Below are 20,927 nucleotides of genomic sequence, written 5' to 3'. Positions count from 1 at the left end.
CCTGCTCGCTCTACTTACGGCTCTCCATCCTCGTCCGGCTGCCTGAGCCGGGCGTGCGACTGCTCCAGGTGTTCCCGCATCGCGTCAGCTGCTGCACGGGGATCGCAGGCGAGTACGGCGTCGGCGATCCGCCGGTGCTCGGCGAGCGCCTGCGGGCCGATGCCGCGGTGGTAGTACTGGCGGTAGATGTGCAGGTGCCAGTTGGTGCGCTGGAAGGCCTCCCGCACCTGGTCGCTGCCCGCGAGCTCGGCCAGCAGCAGGTGGAACCGCGCGTCGTGGGCGGAGAACGCGCGGTAGGCGGCGTAGGTGTCCGACTCGGGCGCGTCGGCGGTGGCGAGCTCTGCCTTCAGCAGGGCGCGGCCGGCCGGGGTGGCCCGCTCGGCTGCGGTGGCGGCCGCCCACGGCTCGATGAGCAGCCGGAACCGGTAGAGGTCGGCCAGCTGGTCGGCGGTGAGCAGCGGCGTGGTGCGGTAGCCGCGCAGCGGTTCCTTCACGACCAGCTGCGCCGACTCCAGCCGGGCGAGCGCCTCGCGGACCGGGGTGGGGGAGACGCCGAGCTCGCGGGCGAGCCCGTCGATGGACAGGCGGGCACCCGGCGCGATCGCGTGGTCCATGATCCGCGCCTTGATCGTCTCGTGGACGTCGTCGACCAGTCGCCCTGGCAACATCGCCCAGATCCTATAGGATTTCCGAGGCAGCGTTGACGCGACGGACAGGAGCCGGTGAAGAGCATGGAAATCGTCCGCTACGTCGAGCAGGGAGCCGCCGAGCCGCGCGTGGGGGTGCGGCGGGACGGCAAGATCGCCCCCGTCCGCTTCGGCTCGGTCGCCGAGCTCCTGCGTGAACCGCTCGACGCCCTGCGCGCCGGCCTGGAGCCCGCCGGCTCCGAGGTGGACGCCGACTCGGTCACCTACCTCCCGCCCGTCGACGGCCGCACGGAGGTGTGGGCGTCCGGGGTCACCTACGAGCGCTCGCGCGAGGGCCGGGTCGAGGAGAGCGTGCAGGCCTCGGTCTACGAGCTCGTCTACGACGCCCCGCGCCCGGAGCTCTTCCTCAAGGCGGTGGCCTGGCGGGTGGTCACCGACGGGGAGCCGGTGGGCGTGCGCGCCGACTCCGAGGTCGACGTCCCCGAGCCGGAGCTCGCGGTCGTCGCCAACAGCCGCGGCGAGATCGTCGGCTACACGGTCTGCAACGACATGAGCTCGCGCTCCATCGAGGGCGTGAACCCGCTCTACATCCCGCAGGCGAAGATCTTCAACGGTTCCTGCTCGCTGGCGACGGGTATCCGGCCGGCGTGGGAGGTCGACACCGCCGACCTCGCGATCACGATGAAGATCGTGCGCGACGACGCCGTCGTGTTCGAGGGCGAGACGAGCACCGCCCGCCTGCACCGCACGCTGGAGGAGTTGGTCGAGGTGCTCTACGCCCCCAGCGACTTCCCCGACGGCGCGATCCTGACCACCGGCACGGGGATCGTCCCCGAGCTGAGCTTCTCCCTCACGGAGGGCGACCGCGTGGACATCGAGATCGCGCAGGTCGGCACCTTGTCCAACCCCGTCGTACGGGGCCGCGAACCGTTGTCCTGGCTCGTCGACGCCATCGAGCGTCCCGCGGCCAGGAGGAAGGGCCAGCTGTGACCGTCACCGATACCACCCCAGAGGAGCTCGAGCGCGTGCTCGCCGCGGCGGCGCAGGCCGCCGGGCCGCTCGCCGCGCTGCGCCCCGCCGAACGCGCCCGGCTGCTGCGCGCGGCCGCCGACGCGCTGGACGCGGCGGCGGGCGAGCTCGTCCCGATCGCGATCGAGGAGTCGGCACTCCCGGAGGGCCGGCTCACCGGCGAGGTGGCCCGCTCCAGCGGCCAGCTGCGCCTGTTCGCCGACGCGCTCGAGGAGGGCTCCTACCTCGAGGTGATCCTCGACTCGGCCGACCCGGACGCCAAGCCGGTGCCCCGGCCCGACCTGCGCCGCATGCTCGTGCCGCTCGGTCCGGTGCTGGTGTTCGCCGCTAGCAACTTCCCGTTCGCGTTCAGCGTGCCCGGCGGCGACACCGCGTCCGCGCTGGCGGCCGGCAGCCCGGTCGTCGTGAAGGCGCACCCCGGGCACCCGCGGCTCTCGCAGCGCACCGGTGAGGTGCTGGGCGAGGCGCTGCGTGCCGCAGGCGCCCCAGAGGGCACCTTCGCGGTGATCCACGGCATGGACGCCGGCACGTCCGCGCTCACCGACCCGCGGATCAAGGCAGGCGCGTTCACCGGCTCGGTGAAGGGTGGGCTCGCCCTGCTGGAGATCGCCACCCGGCGCGAGGAGCCCATCCCGTTCTACGGCGAGCTGGGCAGCCTCAACCCGGTGTTCGTCACGCCCTCGGCGATCGCGGCCCGCGGTGACGACATCGCCGACGGCTACGTGGGCTCGTTCACGCTGGGCACCGGGCAGTTCTGCACCAAGCCCGGCCTGCTGTTCCTGCCCGAGGGCCACGGCCTGGAGGAGCGGCTGGTCGAGGCGGTGCGGGGCACGGCCCCCGCCGGAATGCTCAACGACCGCATCCGCGAGGGGCACGCCCACGAGCGCGACCGGCTGGAGGGCCTCGGCCCGGTGCGCACCCTCGTGCACGGCAGCGACGGCGACGCAGGCGTGGCACCCACGCTGCTCGCCACCACGGCCAAGGAGCTGCTCGCCGACCCGGACCCGATCCTGCAGGAGTGCTTCGGGCCCACGTCGATCGTCGTCGAGTACGCCGACGGCGACGAGATGCTCGCCGCGGCCGAGGCCTTCGGCGGCAACCTCACCGCCACCGTCCACGCCGAGGACGCCGACGCCGCGACCCTGCAGCCCCTGGTCGACGCGCTGCGCGACCGCGCGGGCCGGCTGGTCTACAACGGCTGGCCCACCGGCGTGGCCGTCGCGCACGCGATGCACCACGGCGGCCCGTTCCCGTCGACGACGGCGTCGATCCACACGAGCGTGGGCACCACGGCGATCCGCAGGTTCCTGCGCCCGGTGTGCTACCAGAACACGCCCCAGGCCCTGCTCCCCGAGGCGCTGCAGGACGGGAACCCGCTGGGCCTGCCCAGGCGGGTGGACGGCGTCCTCACGGGAGCCTGATCCCGTTCGACGAACGGCGCGTTGGTCGGAACCTATCCGACCAACGCGCCGTTCGTCGCATTCGTGACCTCGCCGTACCGGGCGTCGAGCGCGTAGGTTCGGCAGCGATCTCGTCCCCCACCGGGGAACGGAAGCACGTCCGCTGGAGCCTGCATGACCGCGATCGAGCCCCGCTCGACAAAGCCCGTCCTGATGACCGTGGATGACGACCCGGGCGTGAGCCGTGCCGTGGCTCGCGACCTGCGCCGCCGCTACGGGCAGGACCACCGCATCGTCCGCGCCGAGTCCGGCCGCGACGCGCTCGACGCGCTGCGCGAGCTCACGCTGCGCGGCGAGCCGGTGGCGGCGATCCTCGCCGACTACCGGATGCCCGAGATGAACGGCATCGAGTTCCTCGAGCAGGCCATGGACATCGCCCCGCACGCGCGCCGGGCCCTGCTCACCGCCTACGCCGACACCGACGCGGCGATCCAGGCGATCAACCTGGTCGACGTCGACCACTACCTGCTCAAGCCGTGGGACCCGCCGGAGGAGAAGCTCTACCCCGTCGTCGACGCGCTGGTCGAGACGTGGCGGGCGGTGGGCCAGCGCCCGATCGACGAGATCCGCGTCGTCGGGCACCGCTGGTCCGCGGAGTGCTTCTCGGCGCGCGACTTCCTCGCCCGCAACTCCGTGCCGTACCGCTACTACTCGATCGACGAGCCGGAGGGCGCGCGGCTCCTCGAGGCGGCCGGTGCCGGGCCGGACGACGTCCCGGTGCTGATCACCACCGACGGCACGGCGCTGCGCTCGCCCACCGACGCCCAGATCGCCGCGGCGTGCGGTCTCACCACCGACCCGGTGTCCGACTTCTACGACCTGATCGTCATCGGCGGCGGCCCGGCAGGGCTGGGCTCGGCCGTGTACGGCGCGTCGGAGGGGCTGCGCACCGTCCTCGTCGAACGCCACGCCACCGGCGGTCAGGCCGGTCAGAGCTCCCGGATCGAGAACTACCTGGGCTTCCCCGACGGGGTGTCCGGAGCGCAGCTCACCGACCGGGCGCGGCGGCAGGCCGCGAAGTTCGGCGCCGAGGTGCTCACCGCCCGCGACGTCGTCGGGCTGGAGGCGCGCGGCTCGGCGCGGGTCGTGCGGTTCGGCGACGGCAGCGAGATCGCCGCGCACTCCGTCGTGCTCGCCACCGGCGTCTCCTACCGCAGCCTGGAGGCGCCCGGCGTCGCCGACCTCACCGGCCGCGGCGTGTTCTACGGCTCGGCCGCCACCGAGGCGCCCGCCTGCCGCGGCGAGGACGTCTACATCGTCGGCGGCGCCAACTCGGCGGGCCAGGCGGCGGTGTTCTTCGCCAAGCACGCCGCCACCGTCACGCTGGTGGTGCGCGGGCCCAGCCTCGAGGCGTCGATGTCGTCGTACCTGATCAAGCAGATCGAGACGATCGACAACATCACCGTGCGCACCGGCTGCCAGGTCGTGGAGGCCCACGGCGACGACCACCTGCAGTCGGTCACCCTCCGCCAGGGCGAGACGACGGAGTCGGTCAAGGCGGGCTCGATGTTCGTGTTCATCGGTGCCGCGCCGCGCACGGAGTGGCTGGACGGCTTCGTCCAGCGCGACGAGCGCGGCTTCATCCCCACCGGCCCCGACCTCGTCGTCGAGGGCAAGCGCCCACCGGGGTGGACACTGGACCGGGATCCCTACCACCTGGAGGCGAGCGTGCCAGGGGTGTTCGTGGCAGGAGACGTGCGGGCCGACTCGGTGAAGCGGGTCGCGTCCGCGGTGGGAGAGGGCGCCATGGCCGTGACGCTCGTGCACCGTTACCTCGCCGAGCAGTGACCGGGCAGGAGCAGCGATGACCGCGATCGAGGAGACGGCTCCCGCCCGGCTCACGCCGGAGGAGCTGCGCACCCTGTTCCTGTTCGCCGAGCTCACCGATGAGCAGCTGGCCTGGGTGGCCGAGCACGGCGACGTGATCTCGGTGCCTGCCGGCGAGAACATCGTGGCCGAGGGCGAGCCGGCCGACTGCTTCCACGTGCTGTTGTCGGGCACGCTCGCGATGAGCAGGCTGGTCGGCGGGGACAACGTCGAGACCACGCGCACCGACCAGCGCGGCGTGTACTTCGGCGCCGTCCAGTTCTACGTGGTGGACGAGACCACCGAGGAGTACCCCGCGTCGGTGCGGGCCATCACCGACTGCACCGCGCTGGCGCTGCCGGCCCGCGAGTTCGCGGCCGAGTTCTCCCGCTGGTACCCGATGGCGGTGCACCTGCTCGAGGGCCTGCGGCTGGGCATGAAGCGGGGCAACCACGTGCTCGCCGAGCGGGAGCGGCTGCTCGCGCTCGGCAGGCTGTCCGCGGGGCTCACCCACGAGCTGAACAACCCGGCGGCCGCCGCCGGGCGCGCGGCCGACGCGCTGCGGGACAAGGTGGCCGGCATGCGGGCCAAGCTCGCGATGATCGCCGACGGCAAGATCGCGGGCGACCAGCTGAAGAAGCTGGTGATGGCGCAGGACGAGTTCGTCAAGAAGGTCCGCCACGCGCCCTCCCTCTCGCCGTTGGAGGCCACCGACCGCGAGGACGAGCTCGGCGAGTGGCTCGACGACCACGGCATCGAGGGCAGCTGGGACCTCGCCCCGGTGTTCGTGGCCGGCGGGCTCGGCGTCGAGGACCTGGACGCGGTGTACGCGGCCGCCAGCGAGACCACGCTCGAGGGCGCGATCCGCTGGCTCGCCTACACCGTGGAGACCGAGAGCCTGCTGCGCGAGATCCTCGACGCCACCACCCGCATCTCCGACCTGGTGCTCGCCGCGAAGCAGTACTCGCAGATGGACCGCGCGCCGCACCGGTTCATCGACGTGCACGAGGGCCTCGACGCCACGCTCGTGATGTTCGGCCGCAAGCTCGGGGCCGAGGCCGGGATCGGCATCGTCAAGGAGTACGACCGGACGCTGCCGCTGATCCCGGCGTACCCGGCCGAGCTCAACCAGGTGTGGACCAACATCATCGACAACGCGGTCGACGCCATGGGCGGCAAGGGCACGCTGACGGTCCGCACCGGCCGGGTCGACGAGTGCGTGTTCGTCGAGATCGGTGACACCGGACCGGGCATTCCGCCCGACGTGCGGCAGAAGATCTTCGACCCGTTCTTCACCACGAAGCCGGTGGGGCGCGGCACCGGCCTCGGGCTGGACGTCTCCTACCGGGTGGTGGTCAACCGCCATCGCGGCGACATCACCGTCACCTCGCAGCCGGGCGACACCCGCTTCCGGGTGCGCCTGCCGATCACCGAGGAGCCCGGCTCGTGACCATGCAGATCCCGCTCGCCTCGGCCGGCGCCCGGCTGGCGTCCGACGCCGGCCGGGCCGTCGACCTGAAGCTGGGGCCGCACACCGTCACCGCCGACCACGCCGCGAGCGGTGCCGGCGCCGGACCCAGCCCGCTCGAGCTGATGACGGGTGCGCTCGCGGCGTGCAGCGCGATGTCGGCGCGCACCCACCTGGAGCGCGACGGCGACCCGGGCGACATCGAGGTGGTCGTCACCCTCGACGCGGGCCCGCCCACCCTGCTCTACCGGCGGGTGCTGCTCGCGTTCCGCCTCGACCGGGACGAGGCGCACCGCCTCGCCGCGGCGCTCGAGCGCACCGAGGTGACGATGATGCTCAAGCCCGCGTTCTCGATCCGCACGCAGATCGAGCACGCCGGGGAGCCGCTGGCGTAATTCGTCGAAATTGGGCATGCTGCCGGCGTGGATGTAAATTACGTCGGTTCCGGTCCCTATTGCTACGCGAATTCTCTCGCGATGGTCCTCGGGGAGGGCGCCCCGCCGCCGTCGGCGATCGAGGTGCTCACCGGATCGCCGTTCGGGTTCCACCTCGGCGGCGGCCTGCCGTGGTTCGACCCGCTCGGCTGGGACCCGAACCAGGGCTTCGGCACGGCCATCGACCTGCTGGGATGGACTTGTGAGCAGGTCTCCGGTGGCTCGGCGGCCGACGCCGTGGAGCGCCTCCGCGCGGCCGGCGGCCCGGTGTTCGTCGGACCGGTCGAGTTCGGCCTGCTGCTGCACCACCCCGGATCGGGGACCGTGATCGAGTCCGACCACTTCATGGTCGTCACTGACGTCACCGACGGCGTCGTACATTTTCACGACCCGCACGGATTTCCCCACGCCACGTTGCCCGTCGACGAATTCGTGGCGGCCTGGGAATCGGTCACGTTCGAATATTCCGCGGAGCCGTTCACGATGCGCTCCGGCTTCCGCCGCGTCCGCGAGGTGGCGGTCGTCGACGCGCTGCGCGCATCCCTTCCCGAAGCCCTGCGCCTGCTCGACCCCGACGGCGAGAGCCCGGGTGCGGCGGTGGAGCGGTTCGCCGGCCTCGTCAGGGACGGCCTGACCCCACACCAGGAGGGGCACCTCGTCCACTTCGCGGTCCGGGTCGGCGCCCACCGCCTCGCCGACGCCGCGCTGTGGCTCGGCCGCCTCGGTCTCGACGGCGCGGCCGCCGTGGCAGACCGGCAGGCGCGGCTCGTCGGCGGGCTGCAGTACCCGCTGGTGCGGGGCGACCGGGAGGGCGTGATCGAGCTGCTCACCCGGCTCGCCCCGACCTACGAGGAGCTGGCCTACGCGATGCGCTCCGCGCCCGCGGACGGCTCCGTGGCGCGGATGTCCGGTTCGCGGTAGCCCGCTGCCGCGAACGCCGCCCGCACGGCGCCCGACATCGTGTCGACGTCGTCGGTCGGCACCAGGGCGATGGCGGAGCCGCCGAACCCGCCGCCGGTCAGCCGGGCGCCCAGCGCCCCGGCCGCGCGGGCCGTGGCGCAGGCCAGGTCGAGCTCGGGGCAGGACACCTCGTAGTCCCCGGCCAGCGACGCGTGCGAGGCGTCGAGCAGCGGACCGATCTCGGCGATCCGTCCCGCGTCCAGCAACGCGACGGTGCGCCGCACCCGGTCGATCTCGGTGACGATGTGCCGGGCGCGGGGGAGCAGGTCGGCGTCGAGCCCGGCGAGGTCGTCGAGCGTGGCGTCACGCAGGCTGGGCCGGCCGAGCGCGTCAGCGGCCTTCTCGACGGACGCGCGGCGGGCGCCGTACTCGTTGTCGGAGTGGCTGTGCCGCACCTTGGTGTCGATGACGAGCAGGGTGAGGCCCACCTCGACGGGGGCGAACGGGACCTGCCGGGTCGACTCGTCGTGGGTGTCGAGCAGCAGCGCGTGGCCGGCGGTGCCGAGCAGCGAGGCCGCCTGGTCCATCCCGCCGGTCTGTGCGCCCACCACGTCGTTCTCCGCGCGGCGGCACGCGTCGACGAGCACCTTGCGGCCATCGGCCGAGCCACCGAGGCCGAGCCCGTACAGGTCGTCGACGGCCAGCGCCACCCCGCATTCGAGGGCAGCGGACGAGGAGAGGCCGGACCCGAGCGGCACCGTGTCCGTGACCAGCAGGTCGATCCCGCCGACCGCGTGGCCCGCCTCCCGCAGTGCCCACAACACGCCCGCGACGTAGCCGGACCAGCCCTCCGGGCGTCCCGGGCCGACGTCGCCCAGCTCGCCGTCGAAGCCGCCCTCCTCCGAGAGGCTGCACAGCCGCAGCCGATCGTCCGAGCGCTTCGCGACCTCCACGATCGTGCGCTGCGCGATCGCGAACGGCAGGCACAGGCCGTCGGCGTAGTCGACGTGCTCGCCGATCAGGTTGACGCGGCCGGGGCCCGCCCAGCGGCCGTCCGGCTCGCGGCCGAAGAACTCCGAGAACGTACTCACGATCCGACCTCCCGAAGCCGCTGGGCAATCCGCTCCGGCAGCGCGTCGTTGATCCAGGCGCCCGCCCCCGACTCCGAGCCGGCGAGGTACTTGAGCTTCCCGGGCGCCCGGCGCAGCGAGAACAACCGCAGGTGCAGCCGGGTGAGGTCGCGCCCGGTGTGCACGGGTGCCTGGTGCCAGCCCGCGATGTACGGCGGGTGCGGCGCCTCGTCGAAGTACACCTCGAACCGGTGCAGCAGGTCGCGGTACAGCTCCGCCAGCTCGGTGCGCTCCTCCTCGGTGAGGTCGGCGAAGTCGCGGACCGGCCGGTGCGGCACGAGGTGCGCCTCCACCGGCCACCGTGCCGCGGCCGGGACGAAAACGGTGAAGTGGGTGCCCTCGCGGACGACGCGGGTGCCGGCCTTGCGCTCGGCGGCGAGCACGTCGTCGAACAGGTCTCGGCCGGTGCGCTGGCGGTGCTCGGCCGCCCGGTTCAGCAGCTGCGCGGTGCGCGGCGTGACGAACGGGTAGGCGTAGATCTGGCCGTGCGGGTGTTCGAGCGTCACGCCGATCTCGGTGCCGCGGTTCTCGAACGGGAACACCTGCTCCACGCTCGACATCGCCGACAACGCAGCCGTGCGGTCGGCCCACGCCTCGATCACCGTGCGGACCCGCTCGACGGGCAGGGCACCGAACGAGGAGTTGTGGTCGCTCGTGAAGCAGACCACCTCGCACCGCCCGACCGCCGGGCGCTGCGGCCACAGCGGGTCGCCGTCCACCTCCGCAGGCACGTCGGTGGCGACGTCCTGGGCGAACGACGGGAAGCGGTTCTCGAACACCACGACGTCGTAGTCCGACGCCGGGATCTCCGACGGCGCGCGCCCGGGCCGCGTCGGGCACAGCGGGCACGCGTCGGCGGGCGGGAGGAACGTACGGTCCTGCCGGTGGGCCGCGATCGCCACCCACTCACCGGTGAGCACGTCGTAGCGCATGATCGACCCGGTCTGCACGGTCGGCAGGTCGCGGGTGTCGGGCGCCGGCACGCGGTCGGGCGTGACGTCGTCGAAGTAGATCAGCTCGCGGCCGTCGGCCATGCGAGCGGTCGTGCGACGGATCGTGGTCATGCCGCCAACACCAGCCGTCCGCAGCTCTGCTCGATGGCCTGACGTGCCTCCGGATCGAGGCCGTCGTCGCTCACGACGACGTCGGCCTCGTCGAGGGTCGCGATCGTGCTCAACCCCACTACTCCCCATTTCGAGTTGTCGGCCACCACGGCCACCTGACGGGCGCTGGTGAGCAGCGCCCGGTTCGTCTCGGCCTCCGCCAGGTTGGGGCTGGTGAAGCCGGCATCGACGTCCATCCCGTGCACCCCCATCAGCAACCAGTCGACGTGCAGGCCGCGCAGGGCCGCCACCGCCACCGGCCCGACCAGCGCGTCCGACGGGGTGCGCTCACCGCCGGTGAGCACGACCGTGAGGTCGGGGCGCGGCGCCGCGTGCAGCACCTCGGCCACCCGCAGCGAGTTCGTGACGACCGTGAGCCCCGGGATCCCCAGCAGCACCGACGCGACGGCATGCGTCGTCGTACCCGCCGACAGCGCCACGGACGCCCCCGGCTCGACCAGCGCGGCCGCCGCCTCGGCGATGGCCTGCTTCGCCGCCGTGTGCAGCGCCGACTTCACCGCGAACCCGGGCTCCTCCACGCTGCTGCCCGCCGCGGTCGCGCCGCCGTGCACGCGCGTGACGAGCCCGCGCCGGGCGAGCTCGTCGATGTCGCGGCGCACCGTCATGTCCGAGACGCCCAGCCGGTCGACCAGCTCCGACACCCGCACACCGCCCGTGGCACGGACGGAGTCCAGGATCAGCTCCTGGCGCTGGCGGGCGAGCATCAGCCCTCGTCCGACTTGATCACGGCGGCCGCGCCCGCCGCGACCCGCAACTCGCCGTCGGCACGGTCACCGGTGAGCAGGTCGACACCGGTGGCCGGGACGCTCGCCGGCAGGTCGCCCCGGTTGAGCACGAACAGGTACCGGCCGCGCCGCACGACCTCGAGGCCCGGCTGCGGCGCGTCGAGCCGGGTGACCCCGGCCTCCCGGGTGAGCCGGTCGGCCAGCGCGGCCGTTGCCTCGTCGTCGAGCCAGGTGGCGAGGTACCAGGCCGCACCGTCGCCGACGGCGCGGCGCGTGAGCGCGGGCGTGCCGGGCAGCGGCCCGTCGGTGTACCTCGCGACGACCTCCGCGTCCCGCGCCTCGAGCAGCTCCGTCCAGACGTCGGCGGTGCTGCCGTCGTCGAGCGCCACGGTGACCCCGGGCATGAGCGGGGCGAACTCCTCGGTGCGCACGCCGAGCAGGTCGCGGAACGCACCGGGGTAGCCGCCGAGCCGGACGTGGTCGTGCTCGTCGACGATCCCCGAGAAGTAGGTGACGAGGACGTGCCCGCCGCCCTCGACGTACGCCTGCAGCGCGGCGGCCGTCTCGTCGGTGCACAGGTACAGCGTCGGGACGATCACGAGCTTGTAGCCGGACAGGTCGGCGGAGGGATGCACGACGTCGGCCGTTGCGCCCACCTCGGTGACGGCGCGGTGCCAGCGCAGCGCGGCGTCCATGTATCGGACCTGGCAGCTGGGGTGCGAGCCGAGGTCGCAGGCCCACCACGCCTCCCAGTCGACGAGGAGCGCCACGTCGGCCTCGACCCGGCTCCCCGCCACCTCGCCGAGCTTCTGCAGCTGCCCGCCGAGCTCCACCACCTCGCGGAAGCGCGCCGAGTCCGGCCCGGCGTGCGGCACCAGCGCCGAGTGGTACTTCTCGGCGCCCGCCCTGGAGGCCCGCCACTGGAAGAACCCGACCGTGTCGGCGCCGCGGGCGACGTGGCGCAGCGAGTCGAGCAGCAGCTCCCCGGGCTTCTTCGCCGGGTTGACCGGCTGCCAGTTCACCGCGCTCGTGGCCGACTCCATGAGCATCCACGGCGCGCCGCCCGCCACCCCGCGGGTGAGGTCGTCGCTGAACGCCTGCTCGGCCCGCGGCCGGGGCAGCCGGGTGTCGATGTAGTGATCCTGGGAGACCAGGTCCATCTGAGGCGCCCAGCGGAAGTAGTCGGTGCCGTGCTGCCGCGGGTTGACCATCAGGTTCGTCGTGACGGGCACGTCCGGCGAGAGCTGGCGCAGCACGTCCCGCTCGGCGCGGTAGTGGTCCAGCAGCGCGTCGGAGGAGAAGCGGGAGAAGTCCAGCTCGTGGCTCGGGTTGCTGATGGTCGGCGTGAGCCGCGGTGGCAGCACCTCGTCGAACGAGGAGTAGCGCTGCGACCAGAACGCTGTGCCCCAGGCGTCGTTCAGCTTGTCGACCGAGCCGTACCGGCCCACCAGCCAGCGCCGGAACGCCGCGGCGCTCACGTCGCAGTAGCACCTGACGACGTGGCAGCCCAGCTCGTTGCTGACGTGCCACAGCTTCACCGCCGGGTGGTTGCCGTACCGCCGGGCCAGCTCGCCGACGAGCTGCAGAGCGTGGTCGCGGAACACCGGGGAGCTGGGGCACCACGACTGCCGGCTGCCCTGCCACAGCGTGCGCCCCTCGACGTCGACCGGCAGCACCTCCGGGTGGCTCGTCGTGAGCCACGGCGGCGGCGACGCGGTGGCCGTTGCCAGGTCCACGGCGATCCCGGCGTCGTGCAGCAGCCCCAGCACCTCGTCGAACCAGGCGAAGTCGTACTCGTCGGGCGTGGGCTCGAGCCACGCCCACGAGAACACCCCGAGAGTCACGAACCCGACGCCGGCCTCCTGCATCAGCGCAACGTCCTCGCGCCACACCGAGGGGTCCCACTGCTCGGGGTTGTAGTCGCAGCCCATCGCGATGCCGGGGAAGGGGAGCACATCGTCCTCTCGTCGGGTGACTCGCACACAAGACAACACATCCGAACAGAAACCCAAGCGACCCTGGTGTGACGTCCGGCATGTGTCAAGCCGGACGGCGCACCCTCCGGCTGCAGCGCCGAAAGTACCCATCGGCGATCGAACGTCTACCGCGCTCCCATCCCGGGCACCATGGATGCACGGGGGACGCATCAACCGGGGAGACGAGATGTGGAAGTTCCTGCTGGGCGCCGCCGTCGGGTACGTGCTGGGCTCCCGCGCCGGCCGTGAACACTACGAACAGCTCCACCGCGCCTACCAGCGGATCGCCGACCACCCGGCCGTCCAGGGCGCCGCGGGCGTCGTCCGCGCCCGCGTCGAGGAGACCGTGAACGGCCACAAGCACGACACGCACGGGGAGGGGGCCCGCGGGCGGGCAGGGGCCGTGCGCTAAGGTTCTTCCTGCCAGCGGGGCTCCGCCCCGCACCCGTACGGTCCTCCGTAGCTCAATTGGCAGAGCATGCGACTGTTAATCGCAGGGTTGTTGGTTCGAGTCCAACCGGAGGAGCAGAACCCCAGGTCAGAGGCCTGATGGGGATGCGACCCAAGATCGACCACCTGCGCAGCCCGTCCCGCGTGCTGATTCGAATCCCTTGCGGTTTGGGGCGTCTGCGGGAACTGCAAGCGGCGCGGGGAGGCGTCTCCTGCGCCCCGGTTCTGGTGCTGACTCGATCAGCCGCTGCTGACTTCGTGCGCACGGCGCTTCCACACCGCGCAGCCCGCGACGATGAATCCGATCAGGAACGGATACAGGATGCCGCGCTCGAAGAGGCCGATGAGCACGCCGGCGTCCGATGCGAGGACGGTCCCGAAGGCGACCAGCGAGACCAGGCCGAGTATCCCGAACATCACCAGCGCCCCGCCGAGCCCGGGGGAGACGCCGAGAGGCCCGTGCGCGCGGCCGATCAGGATCGACAGCACGTTGCCGGAGATGAAGGCGAGGGCGGTGCCCAGGCCGTGGTAGTCGGCGGTGCCGTTGTCGCCGGATCCCGGGAACAGCGCCACGAGGACGCCGCCTGCCGCCAGTAGCGCAGCTGTCACGGTCATCACCCAGCGCCGCCTGCTCGGCAGCCCGCGCAACATGGCGACGCCGGCCAGCGCTGCGAGCCCGAACAGGAAGAAGCCGGTGTTCATGACCCATGCGAGCGGCGAGTACATGAACTGCCCGAACGCGGTGGCGGGTCCGTGCACGCCGAGGTTGCTGATGAAGTGGTGCGTGTAGCTGTAGGGCGGATCGGTCCACGCCGCCGCGGCGATCAACTCGGCGGTGAAGAAGATGCCTCCGCTGGCGACGAGCGCTGCCCCCGCTGCACGGCGCCGCCCGATGTCGTTCATGGTCGCCTCCTGTCGTTCGACGTGCGAAGACTGAGGTGAGTCGCTGACACGGGGCGGACACCGCGCTGACAAGCAGCTCATCAGCTGGGGGCCCTCGCAGTACCTGGCACATCAGGCACTCCCTCGGCGCGAAGTACGGAGGTCTTCTGGACGTCGAGAACCGACCGACCAGTTCCGAGGACCTGATGCGAGCAACTGTCATGTACGGCGCCGGCGACGTCCGGCTGGAGACCCTGCCCGACCCGGTGCTGCAGGAGCCGACCGACGCGGTCGTGCGCGTGGTGCGGGCGTGCGTGTGCGGCACCGACCTGCACTCCTACCACTCGATGCCGGCGAGCGCGGAGGGTTCGCCGATGGGCCACGAGTTCCTCGGTGTCGTCGAGGAGATCGGCTCGGAGGTGTCGGGGCTGAAGAAGGGGGACATGGTCGTCAGCCCGTTCGCCTACGCGGACGGCACCTGCGAGTTCTGCCGGGAGGGGCTGCACACCTCGTGCCCGAACGGCGGGTTCTTCGCCGGCGCCCAGGCCGAGGCGGTTCGGGTGCCGCAGGCGCAGGGCACCCTCGTGCCGATCCCGGTCGGTGAGGACTCGCCGCTGCTGCCGTCGCTGCTGACCCTCGCCGACGTGTTCGGCACCGGCCACCACGCGGCGGTGAAGGCCGGCGTGAACGAGCGGACGACCGTGACCGTGATCGGTGACGGTGCGGTGGGCCTGATGGCTGTGCTGTCGGCGAAGCGGCTCGGCGCCGAACGGATCATCCTGATGGGCCGCCACGAGGACCGCACCGATCTGGGCCGCGAGTTCGGAGCGACCGACGTCGTGCCCGAGCGCGGTGACGAGGGCGTCGAGAAGGTGCGCGAGCTGACCGGTGGCCACGGCACGCACGCCGTGCTCGAGGCCGTCGGCCACCGCCCGGCGTACGACCAGGCGGTCGGCGTGGTCCGCGCGGGCGGTGTGATCAGTCGGGTCGGTGTGCCGCAGTACGCGGAAGCCCCGGTCGGGATGGGCAGCCTGTTCCGCCCGAACGTCACCCTCACCGGTGGCCCGGCGCCGGTGCGGGCTTACATCGACGAACTGCTGCCCGACGTCCTCGAGGGCAGACTCGACCCGGGCAAGGTGTTCGACCGCACCATCGGCCTCGACGAGGTGCCCGACGGCTACCGCGTCATGGACGAGCGGGCCGCCCTGAAGGTCCTCGTCACGCCGTGACCCACTCCCGTGCGGCCGGTCGCGATGCGGCCGGTCGCACGGGTCCCGCTCCCTCAGCTGGTGCCGGCCTGCACGGCCTCGGTCGGGAGGCTGTCGTTCGAGGCGGCCCAGGAGGCGAGCAGTTTGAGCGCGTCGGCGGTCGGTGTGCCGGCGGCCGCGGTGTAGACGTAGAGCTGGAGCCCTGGCGCGGAGGCGAGCTCCATCGACTCGAAGTCGAGGTCGAGCTGTCCGACGACGGGGTGGCGCAGCCGCTTGCGGCCGCTGCGCTGGAACTTCACGTCCTGGGATGCCCAGCGGCGGCGGAACCGCTCGGAGCGGGTGGACAGCTCACCGACCAGCTCGATGAGTGCCTTGTCGTGGGGGTTGCGGCCGGCCTCCAGGCGGAGCATGGCGGCGGCGTCGTCGGCGATCCGGTCGTAGTCGACGAAGAACTCCTGGGCTGCCTCCGGGTTCAGGTAGACGAACCGGGTGGTGTTGGCCGGCCGTCGGGGATCGGCGAGCACGGGGGAGTAGAGCGCCCGGGCGAGTTGGTTCATCGCGACGACGTCGTGTCGGCCGTTGCTCACCCACGCGGGTACGTCGGTCATCCCGTCCAGCACCCGCTGGATCGCGGGGCGGATGGTGGAGGGGGCGGCGCGCCTGCTGCGTGTTCGGCTCTCGCGGGCCAGGGTGAACAGGTGGGCGCGCTCGTCCTCGTCGAGCCGCAGTGCGTCGGTGAGGGCCTCGAGGACGCTGTCCGAGGCGCCGGCCAGGCTGCTGCGCTCCATGCGGACGTAGTAGTCGACCGAGACACCGGCGAGCATGGCGACCTCCTCGCGACGCAGGCCCTTCACGCGGCGGTTGACACCGTAGGCGGGCAGACCTGCCTCTTCGGGGGTGATCCGGGCACGTCGCGTGCTCAGGAACTCCCGGATCTCCTTGCGGGGGTCGATGGAGCCCATGAGTCCACGGTAGGTGTGCACTCGAACTGGCGGGAGGCACTGGCAGTACCGGTCACCTCAGGCGGACCGTGCGAGCCACACGGCATCGGCGACCGCCCGGAGGGTGGCGACGGGGTCGTCGCCGAGGGGGTAGACGCCGATCTGATCCGCGCCGGCGTCGAGGTGCGCGGTCAGGCTTCGCGCGAGGTCGGCCGGGTCGCCGTGGGCGACCAGCGCGTCGATGAGGCGGTCGCTACCGGTGCCGGCGAGGTCCTCGTCGGTGAAGCCGAGCCGCCGGAGGTTGTTCGCGTAGTTGACGACCTGCAAGGCGTTCCCCGGCGGTGCGGCCCTGGCGACGGCGCGCGCGCGGTCGACGTCGGGCTCCGGCAGCGCGAAGTGGCCGGGCAGTACCAGCTTGCCCGCACCGAGGACCTCCCTCGCCCGGCGAGTGTGCTCGGGCGTGACCAGGCAGGGGATGGTGCCCGCGGTGCGGTCGCGGGCCAACCGCAGCATTCTCGGACCGAGGGCGGCCAGCACCACCCGCTCGGCCGGCACGCCGGCCAGCGCCAGCCGGCGCAGGTAGGCCACCAGGGTGTCGTACGGCGAGGCCCACTCGGTGTGGACCTCGCGGTGCCCGATCCCGACGCCGAGCACCAACCGGCCGGGGTGCCTGGCGGCGATCCGGTGGTACGAGGCGGCGACGGTATCGGCGTCGGCGGTCCACACGTTGACCACGCTCGTGCCGACCACCAACCGGGTGGTGGCGTCGAGCAGCTCCTCCGCGAAGGCGAGGTCGGCCGGTGGCGACGCGTCCAGCCACAGCGTGCCGTAGCCGGCCCGCTCCACCTCCACCGCGCTCTCCGGGCTCACCTCGTGCTCGCGCAGGTGGGCGCCGAGCAGACCCAGGTCGATGTCCATGATCCGACCCCAGCACCGCGCCCCGTCGGGAACCAGGACCAGTTCCGACGCGCTCGATAACCTGGAGGCATCGTCGCAGACGGGGGGCGGCTCGGTGGAACTGCGCGCACTGCGCTACTTCGTCGCGGTCGCCGACGAACTGCACTTCGGGCGGGCCGCCGAGCGGCTGCACATCGCCCAGCCCGCGGTCAGCAGGCAGATCGCCCAGCTGGAACGCGAGCTGGGAGTCCGCCTGCTGGACCGTTCACCGCGCCGGGTGCGGCTCACCGCTGCGGGCCACCGGGTGCTCGCCGCGGCGCGTGACGCGCTCGCGGCCGCGGACCGCGTCCAGGCCGCCGCCGGCGTGTCGGCGCGCACGATGCGCATCGGTACCGCCGCCGGGTTCACCGCCCGCCTGGAGCGCGGGATCGACGCGCTGCGCGAGCACCCTTCGGCGTTCGGCGTCGACGTCGTGCTGGTCGACCTCCCACTGGCGGCCCGCCTGGATACGGTGCGACGAGGGGAGATCGATCTGGCACTGGCCCGGGGGGTGCGTTCGGCGCCGGGGCTGGAGGTGCTGCCGGCGTGGACGGAGGAGCTGTTCGCGGTCGTGTCCGCGCAGCACCCCGCCGCCGGTCGCCCGGTGGTCGACCTCGCCGATCTCGCCGTCGGCGACCTGCGGATCCCGTCGCGAGACCACGGCCTGTTCCTGCCGGAAGCGTTGACCGCCGCGATGCGGAAGGCCGGGGTGGAGGACCGGTTGGGCTGCGCGGGTGGGACGGTCCAGGACACGATCGTCGAGGTTGGTTCCAACCAGCGCAGCTGGACCGTGCTGCCGGCCGATCAGGTTGCGGAGATCCGCTCCACCCGGGTGCGGGCGATCCCGATCACCCCGCAGACCACGATCACCGGCAGCGTCGTGGTACCGGTCGACCTCCCGCACACCTGCGCCGCGGCCCACCAGGCAGCCTTCGGGGACTGACCCGTTCTCGGCACGTGCCGAAGATGCCTCACCCGGCTCGTCGGTGGCGCTCGCGGTAGGTGCGGGTCTTGTGGCGGTTGCCGCAGATCTCCATGGAGCACCAGCGGCCCCGGCCGCTGCGTGAGGTGTCGTGGAAGGCCCAGTGGCAGTCCGGCGCCGCGCAGAGCTTGATCCGCTGCCATTCACCCCGGGCCGCGCTCTGCGCCACCGTCTCCACGATGGCGTCCAGCCACGGCTTCCCGGAGCGGGCGGCGATCCGCAGACCGCCCGACTGATCCGGGATAAGTCGCAGCTGGTGGTCGGTCAAGGCGGCCGTGGCATCGGTCTCGCCGAGGAGCACCTGCCGCAGCGCCGTGCGCAGGGCGACGGTGGCGGTCAGGTCGGCCGGCTGCAGCTCGACCCCCGCGCCCGGCAGGTCGTGGGCCGCAAGCCAGTCCGACAGCGCCTGCGGGGAGGTCAGGTGCTCGCCGGCGACGTGGCTCTCACCGTGCCGGCTGAACGTCCGCTCGTCGACGGTGTTGAGGAAGTCCTCGATGAGGTCCAGCGGAGCCACGACACCACCATACGGCATAACTGGTGTTGCACGCCTGCGACACCACTGTTAGCGTTCAACGGTGTTGCACCTCGATGCAAGGGAGGAACCGATGAACGTCTCCGATGCCGAACTCGAGGATCTGCGCGAGCGCCTGCGCCGGACGCGGTGGGCCACTCCCTGGCCGGTCGGCGGGTGGGAGGCCGGCACCGACGGTGACGAGCTGCGCCGGCTGGTCGGCTACTGGGCTTCGGCGTACGACTGGCGCAAGCACGAGGCCGCCATCAACGCGCTGCCGTCCCGGTTCGCCGACATCGACGGGACCCCGGTCCACTACCTGCGCTACGACGCCGAGCGCGAGGGAGCGCTGCCGCTCGTCCTGACCAACGGGTGGCCCAGCTCCTTCCTGGAGCTGACCGCACTGGCCGAGCGGCTGTCCACACCGTCACGCCACGGCGGCAGCCCGGACGACGCGTTCACCGTCATCGTCCCGTCCCTGCCCGGTTTCGGGCTGTCCCCGCAACGGCCCACCTTCCCCGACGACACCTCGCCCACGCACGAGATCTGGCACCGGCTCATGCACGACGAGTTGGGCTTCCAGCGGTACGGCGCACACGGCGAGGACCTCGGCGCGGGCATCACGGCCCGGCTCGGGCAGACCCACCCGGAGGCGGTGGTCGGCATCCACGTCCTGACCGCCGCGGACCCGCCCGAGTACGACCCGGCCGACCTGACCGATGAGGAACGCGCCTACCTGGACGCGAAGGCGGCGTGGCACGCCACCGAGGGTGGCTACTCCCACGAGCAGCGCACGCGTCCGCTGACCCTCGCCCAGGGCCTGTCCGACTCGCCGTCGGGGTTGCTCGCCTGGATCCTCGAGAAGTACCGGGCGTGGAGCGACTGCCACGGCGACGTCTCCACCCGGTTCAGCGACGACTTCCTGCTCACCCAGGCCTCGCTGTACTGGTTCACCAACTCGATCTCCACCTCGTTCCGCCCGTACTACGACGGCGACCGCGGACTCGTGCCGGACGGCGGCCCCGTCGAGGTCCCGACCGCGGTTGCGCTGTTCCCCGCCGAGATCGGCGCCCCGCCACCCCGCAGCTGGGTCGAGCGCGCCTACCGGCTCACCCGGTACACCGTCATGCCGCGCGGCGGCCACTTCGCCCCGCACGAGGAGCCGGAGCTGCTGGCCGACGACCTGACCGCCTTCTTCCGCCCGCTGGCCGGGGGTGAGCGGTGAACGAGAACAGCGCGGCACCCGCGGCGGTCACCCAGGACGTCGTCGACGACCTCAGGACCCGGCTGCGTGCGTACCGGCCGGTGCCCCTTCCCGGCGGTTGGGGATGGCGGCGCGGCGTCGACCCGGAGTACCTCACCGACCTCGTGACCTACTGGGCGCACTCGTACGACTGGTGCATCCACGAGGACCGCATCCGGCGGCTGCCGTGGGCGCTGACGCCCGCCACCCGAGCGATCCACCAGCGGTCCGAGCGCGCCGATGCCACCGCGGTGCTCCTGCTGCACGGCTGGCCCGACTCGGTACTCCGCTTCGAGCGCGTCCTGCCTCTGCTCGCGGACTACCACGTGGTCGCGCCCTGCCTGCCCGGCTTCCCGTTCGCCACGCCGGTCGCCGGGCAGGGGATGTCGGTCGACGACATGGTCGGCCCGGTCGCGGAGACGATGGCCGCACTCGGGTACGACCGGTACGTGGTCTCGGCCGGCGACATCGGCTGCGACGTCGCCGAGGCGCTGGCCGCCCGCCATCCCGAGCGGGTCGCCGCGCTGCACCTCACCGACGTATCGCAGCTCCACTTCCTGACCGGCCTGCCCACCGACCTGTCGCCGACCGAGCGCGCCTACGTCGAGCACGGCCGCGACTGGCAGGCGCGCGAGGGCGGGTACATGCACGAGCAGTCCACCAAGCCGCACACGCTGGCCGCCGCTCTCGGCGATTCCCCCGCGGGGCTGGCGGCCTGGCTGGTGGAGAAGCTGCGCGGCTGGACCGACTGCAACGGCGACGTGGAGACCGTGTTCACCCGCGACGAACTGCTGACCTGGGTGACGGCGTACTGGGTGACCGGCTCCATCGGGACGTCTTTCACCCCGTACGCCGCGGCCGGCCCCAAGCCGGCCGCTGTCACGCCGCCAGCGGTCTTCACGATCTTCCCCCGCGACCTGGTGAACGCGCCGCGCGAGTTCGCCGAGCGATTCTTCGACGTACGCATGTGGCGCGAGGAATCCCACGGCGGTCACTTCGCCGCGTGGGAACAACCAGCCCGATACGCAGCCGGCATCCACGACGCCGTTCGGCTCGCCCCTGTGCGTGCGTAGGG

At 72.5% G+C, this 20,927-nt stretch carries 20 protein-coding genes and 1 tRNA gene; 12 read left to right on the top strand and 9 right to left on the bottom strand.

The window, feature by feature from the left end; translation table 11 throughout:
• Positions 1 to 14 precede the first annotated feature (14 nt).
• Positions 15 to 668 carry a GntR family transcriptional regulator gene (locus tag FB388_RS24115; protein ID WP_142104455.1) on the bottom strand — a complete coding sequence of 218 codons (654 nt, stop codon included), beginning with the start codon at positions 666 to 668 and terminating at the stop codon, positions 15 to 17.
• A gap of 63 nt (positions 669 to 731) precedes the next feature.
• Between FB388_RS24115 and FB388_RS24110 the strand changes: the two genes are divergently transcribed.
• From FB388_RS24110 to FB388_RS24085, 6 genes are all read left to right on the top strand, one after another.
• Positions 732 to 1,637 (top strand): fumarylacetoacetate hydrolase family protein, encoded by a 906-nt coding sequence (locus FB388_RS24110; RefSeq protein ID WP_142106251.1) that lies wholly within the window; start codon positions 732 to 734, stop codon positions 1,635 to 1,637.
• Positions 1,634 to 3,097 carry an aldehyde dehydrogenase (NADP(+)) gene (locus FB388_RS24105; RefSeq protein WP_142104454.1) on the top strand — a complete coding sequence of 488 codons (1,464 nt, stop codon included), beginning with the start codon at positions 1,634 to 1,636 and terminating at the stop codon, positions 3,095 to 3,097. Before FB388_RS24110 ends, FB388_RS24105 begins: the two co-directional genes overlap by 4 nt.
• A 153-nt stretch (positions 3,098 to 3,250) precedes the next feature.
• Positions 3,251 to 4,924, top strand: a complete 1,674-nt coding sequence (locus FB388_RS24100; RefSeq protein ID WP_142104453.1) for an FAD-dependent oxidoreductase — start codon at positions 3,251 to 3,253, stop codon at positions 4,922 to 4,924.
• A gap of 16 nt (positions 4,925 to 4,940) precedes the next feature.
• Positions 4,941 to 6,392, top strand: coding sequence for an ATP-binding protein (locus tag FB388_RS24095; RefSeq protein ID WP_142104452.1), 1,452 nt, complete (start codon positions 4,941 to 4,943; stop codon positions 6,390 to 6,392).
• A gap of 2 nt (positions 6,393 to 6,394) precedes the next feature.
• Positions 6,395 to 6,805: an OsmC family protein gene (locus FB388_RS24090; protein WP_246122593.1), complete on the top strand. Its 411-nt coding sequence runs from the start codon at positions 6,395 to 6,397 to the stop codon at positions 6,803 to 6,805.
• 81 nt (positions 6,806 to 6,886) lie between these two features.
• A complete protein-coding gene (locus FB388_RS24085; protein ID WP_142104450.1) occupies positions 6,887 to 7,765 on the top strand; it encodes a hypothetical protein in 879 nt (292 codons plus the stop codon).
• Here the strand turns inward: FB388_RS24085 and galK are convergent.
• The 4 genes from galK to FB388_RS24065 are packed head-to-tail and all read right to left on the bottom strand — an operon-like array spanning position 7,705 to position 12,678.
• On the bottom strand, positions 7,705 to 8,835 hold the full coding sequence (gene galK, locus FB388_RS24080) for a galactokinase (protein ID WP_246122347.1): 1,131 nt from the start codon (positions 8,833 to 8,835) through the stop codon (positions 7,705 to 7,707). The genes FB388_RS24085 and galK overlap by 61 nt on opposite strands.
• Positions 8,832 to 9,929, bottom strand: coding sequence for a galactose-1-phosphate uridylyltransferase (galT, locus tag FB388_RS24075; protein ID WP_142106249.1), 1,098 nt, complete (start codon positions 9,927 to 9,929; stop codon positions 8,832 to 8,834). The genes galK and galT overlap by 4 nt, the downstream gene beginning before the upstream one ends.
• 5 nt (positions 9,930 to 9,934) lie before the next feature.
• The gene (locus tag FB388_RS24070) at positions 9,935 to 10,702 is read right to left on the bottom strand and encodes a DeoR/GlpR family DNA-binding transcription regulator (RefSeq protein WP_142104449.1); all 768 of its coding nucleotides are present in this window, start codon (positions 10,700 to 10,702) and stop codon (positions 9,935 to 9,937) included.
• Positions 10,702 to 12,678, bottom strand: coding sequence for a beta-galactosidase (locus FB388_RS24065; protein WP_246122345.1), 1,977 nt, complete (start codon positions 12,676 to 12,678; stop codon positions 10,702 to 10,704). The genes FB388_RS24070 and FB388_RS24065 overlap by 1 nt, the downstream gene beginning before the upstream one ends.
• Before the next feature lie 208 nt (positions 12,679 to 12,886).
• Here FB388_RS24065 and FB388_RS24060 point away from each other — a divergent pair, with 208 nt between their 5' ends.
• Both FB388_RS24060 and FB388_RS24055 read left to right on the top strand, forming a co-directional pair.
• A complete protein-coding gene (locus FB388_RS24060; protein ID WP_142104448.1) occupies positions 12,887 to 13,111 on the top strand; it encodes a hypothetical protein in 225 nt (74 codons plus the stop codon).
• Between the two features lie 41 nt (positions 13,112 to 13,152).
• Positions 13,153 to 13,225, top strand: a tRNA-Asn gene (locus FB388_RS24055).
• A gap of 164 nt (positions 13,226 to 13,389) precedes the next feature.
• Here the strand turns inward: FB388_RS24055 and FB388_RS24050 are convergent.
• Positions 13,390 to 14,052 (bottom strand): DUF998 domain-containing protein, encoded by a 663-nt coding sequence (locus FB388_RS24050; RefSeq protein ID WP_142104447.1) that lies wholly within the window; start codon positions 14,050 to 14,052, stop codon positions 13,390 to 13,392.
• Between the two features lie 185 nt (positions 14,053 to 14,237).
• Between FB388_RS24050 and FB388_RS24045 the strand changes: the two genes are divergently transcribed.
• On the top strand, positions 14,238 to 15,260 hold the full coding sequence (locus tag FB388_RS24045; protein ID WP_142104446.1) for a zinc-binding dehydrogenase: 1,023 nt from the start codon (positions 14,238 to 14,240) through the stop codon (positions 15,258 to 15,260).
• Positions 15,261 to 15,313: 53 nt separating this feature from the next.
• Here FB388_RS24045 and FB388_RS24040 read toward each other — a convergent pair whose 3' ends face one another.
• The gene (locus FB388_RS24040) at positions 15,314 to 16,201 is read right to left on the bottom strand and encodes a helix-turn-helix transcriptional regulator (RefSeq protein WP_142104445.1); all 888 of its coding nucleotides are present in this window, start codon (positions 16,199 to 16,201) and stop codon (positions 15,314 to 15,316) included.
• 57 nt (positions 16,202 to 16,258) lie between these two features.
• Complete coding sequence (locus FB388_RS24035) at positions 16,259 to 17,098, bottom strand: TIGR03620 family F420-dependent LLM class oxidoreductase (RefSeq protein WP_142104444.1); 840 nt, start codon at positions 17,096 to 17,098, stop codon at positions 16,259 to 16,261.
• A gap of 94 nt (positions 17,099 to 17,192) precedes the next feature.
• On the opposite strand from FB388_RS24035, the gene FB388_RS24030 reads away from it, so the two are divergent.
• Positions 17,193 to 18,059 (top strand): LysR family transcriptional regulator, encoded by an 867-nt coding sequence (locus FB388_RS24030; protein WP_142104443.1) that lies wholly within the window; start codon positions 17,193 to 17,195, stop codon positions 18,057 to 18,059.
• Positions 18,060 to 18,087: 28 nt separating this feature from the next.
• Here the strand turns inward: FB388_RS24030 and FB388_RS24025 are convergent, their stop codons facing one another.
• A complete protein-coding gene (locus FB388_RS24025; RefSeq protein ID WP_211362199.1) occupies positions 18,088 to 18,612 on the bottom strand; it encodes a CGNR zinc finger domain-containing protein in 525 nt (174 codons plus the stop codon).
• A 91-nt stretch (positions 18,613 to 18,703) separates the two neighbouring features.
• Here FB388_RS24025 and FB388_RS24020 point away from each other — a divergent pair, with 91 nt between their 5' ends.
• Positions 18,704 to 19,834 carry an epoxide hydrolase family protein gene (locus FB388_RS24020; protein ID WP_142104441.1) on the top strand — a complete coding sequence of 377 codons (1,131 nt, stop codon included), beginning with the start codon at positions 18,704 to 18,706 and terminating at the stop codon, positions 19,832 to 19,834.
• On the top strand, positions 19,831 to 20,925 hold the full coding sequence (locus tag FB388_RS24015; protein ID WP_142104440.1) for an epoxide hydrolase family protein: 1,095 nt from the start codon (positions 19,831 to 19,833) through the stop codon (positions 20,923 to 20,925). The genes FB388_RS24020 and FB388_RS24015 overlap by 4 nt, the downstream gene beginning before the upstream one ends.
• Positions 20,926 to 20,927: the final 2 nt, after the last annotated feature.

Source organism: Pseudonocardia cypriaca, from assembly GCF_006717045.1.
Classification (GTDB): domain Bacteria; phylum Actinomycetota; class Actinomycetes; order Mycobacteriales; family Pseudonocardiaceae; genus Pseudonocardia; species Pseudonocardia cypriaca.
The sequence above is the reverse complement of the archived record's forward strand: the minus strand, read 5'-3'. Positions and strand labels throughout refer to the sequence as shown.

Excerpts from the sequence above, each read along its gene's own strand:
- FB388_RS24070 (WP_142104449.1), bottom strand. The coding sequence starts at position 10,702 with ATGCTCGCCCGCCAGCGCCAGGAGCTGATCCTGGACTCCGTCCGTGCC.
- FB388_RS24060 (WP_142104448.1), top strand. The coding sequence starts at position 12,887 with ATGTGGAAGTTCCTGCTGGGCGCCGCCGTCGGGTACGTGCTGGGCTCC.
- FB388_RS24035 (WP_142104444.1), bottom strand. The coding sequence starts at position 17,098 with ATGGACATCGACCTGGGTCTGCTCGGCGCCCACCTGCGCGAGCACGAG.
- FB388_RS24110 (WP_142106251.1), top strand. The coding sequence starts at position 732 with ATGGAAATCGTCCGCTACGTCGAGCAGGGAGCCGCCGAGCCGCGCGTG.
- FB388_RS24100 (WP_142104453.1), top strand. The coding sequence starts at position 3,251 with ATGACCGCGATCGAGCCCCGCTCGACAAAGCCCGTCCTGATGACCGTG.
- FB388_RS24085 (WP_142104450.1), top strand. The coding sequence starts at position 6,887 with ATGGTCCTCGGGGAGGGCGCCCCGCCGCCGTCGGCGATCGAGGTGCTC.
- FB388_RS24115 (WP_142104455.1), bottom strand. The coding sequence starts at position 668 with ATGTTGCCAGGGCGACTGGTCGACGACGTCCACGAGACGATCAAGGCG.
- FB388_RS24045 (WP_142104446.1), top strand. The coding sequence starts at position 14,238 with ATGCGAGCAACTGTCATGTACGGCGCCGGCGACGTCCGGCTGGAGACC.
- FB388_RS24040 (WP_142104445.1), bottom strand. The coding sequence starts at position 16,201 with ATGGGCTCCATCGACCCCCGCAAGGAGATCCGGGAGTTCCTGAGCACG.
- FB388_RS24050 (WP_142104447.1), bottom strand. The coding sequence starts at position 14,052 with ATGAACGACATCGGGCGGCGCCGTGCAGCGGGGGCAGCGCTCGTCGCC.
- FB388_RS24020 (WP_142104441.1), top strand. The coding sequence starts at position 18,704 with ATGAACGTCTCCGATGCCGAACTCGAGGATCTGCGCGAGCGCCTGCGC.
- FB388_RS24095 (WP_142104452.1), top strand. The coding sequence starts at position 4,941 with ATGACCGCGATCGAGGAGACGGCTCCCGCCCGGCTCACGCCGGAGGAG.
- FB388_RS24090 (WP_246122593.1), top strand. The coding sequence starts at position 6,395 with ATGCAGATCCCGCTCGCCTCGGCCGGCGCCCGGCTGGCGTCCGACGCC.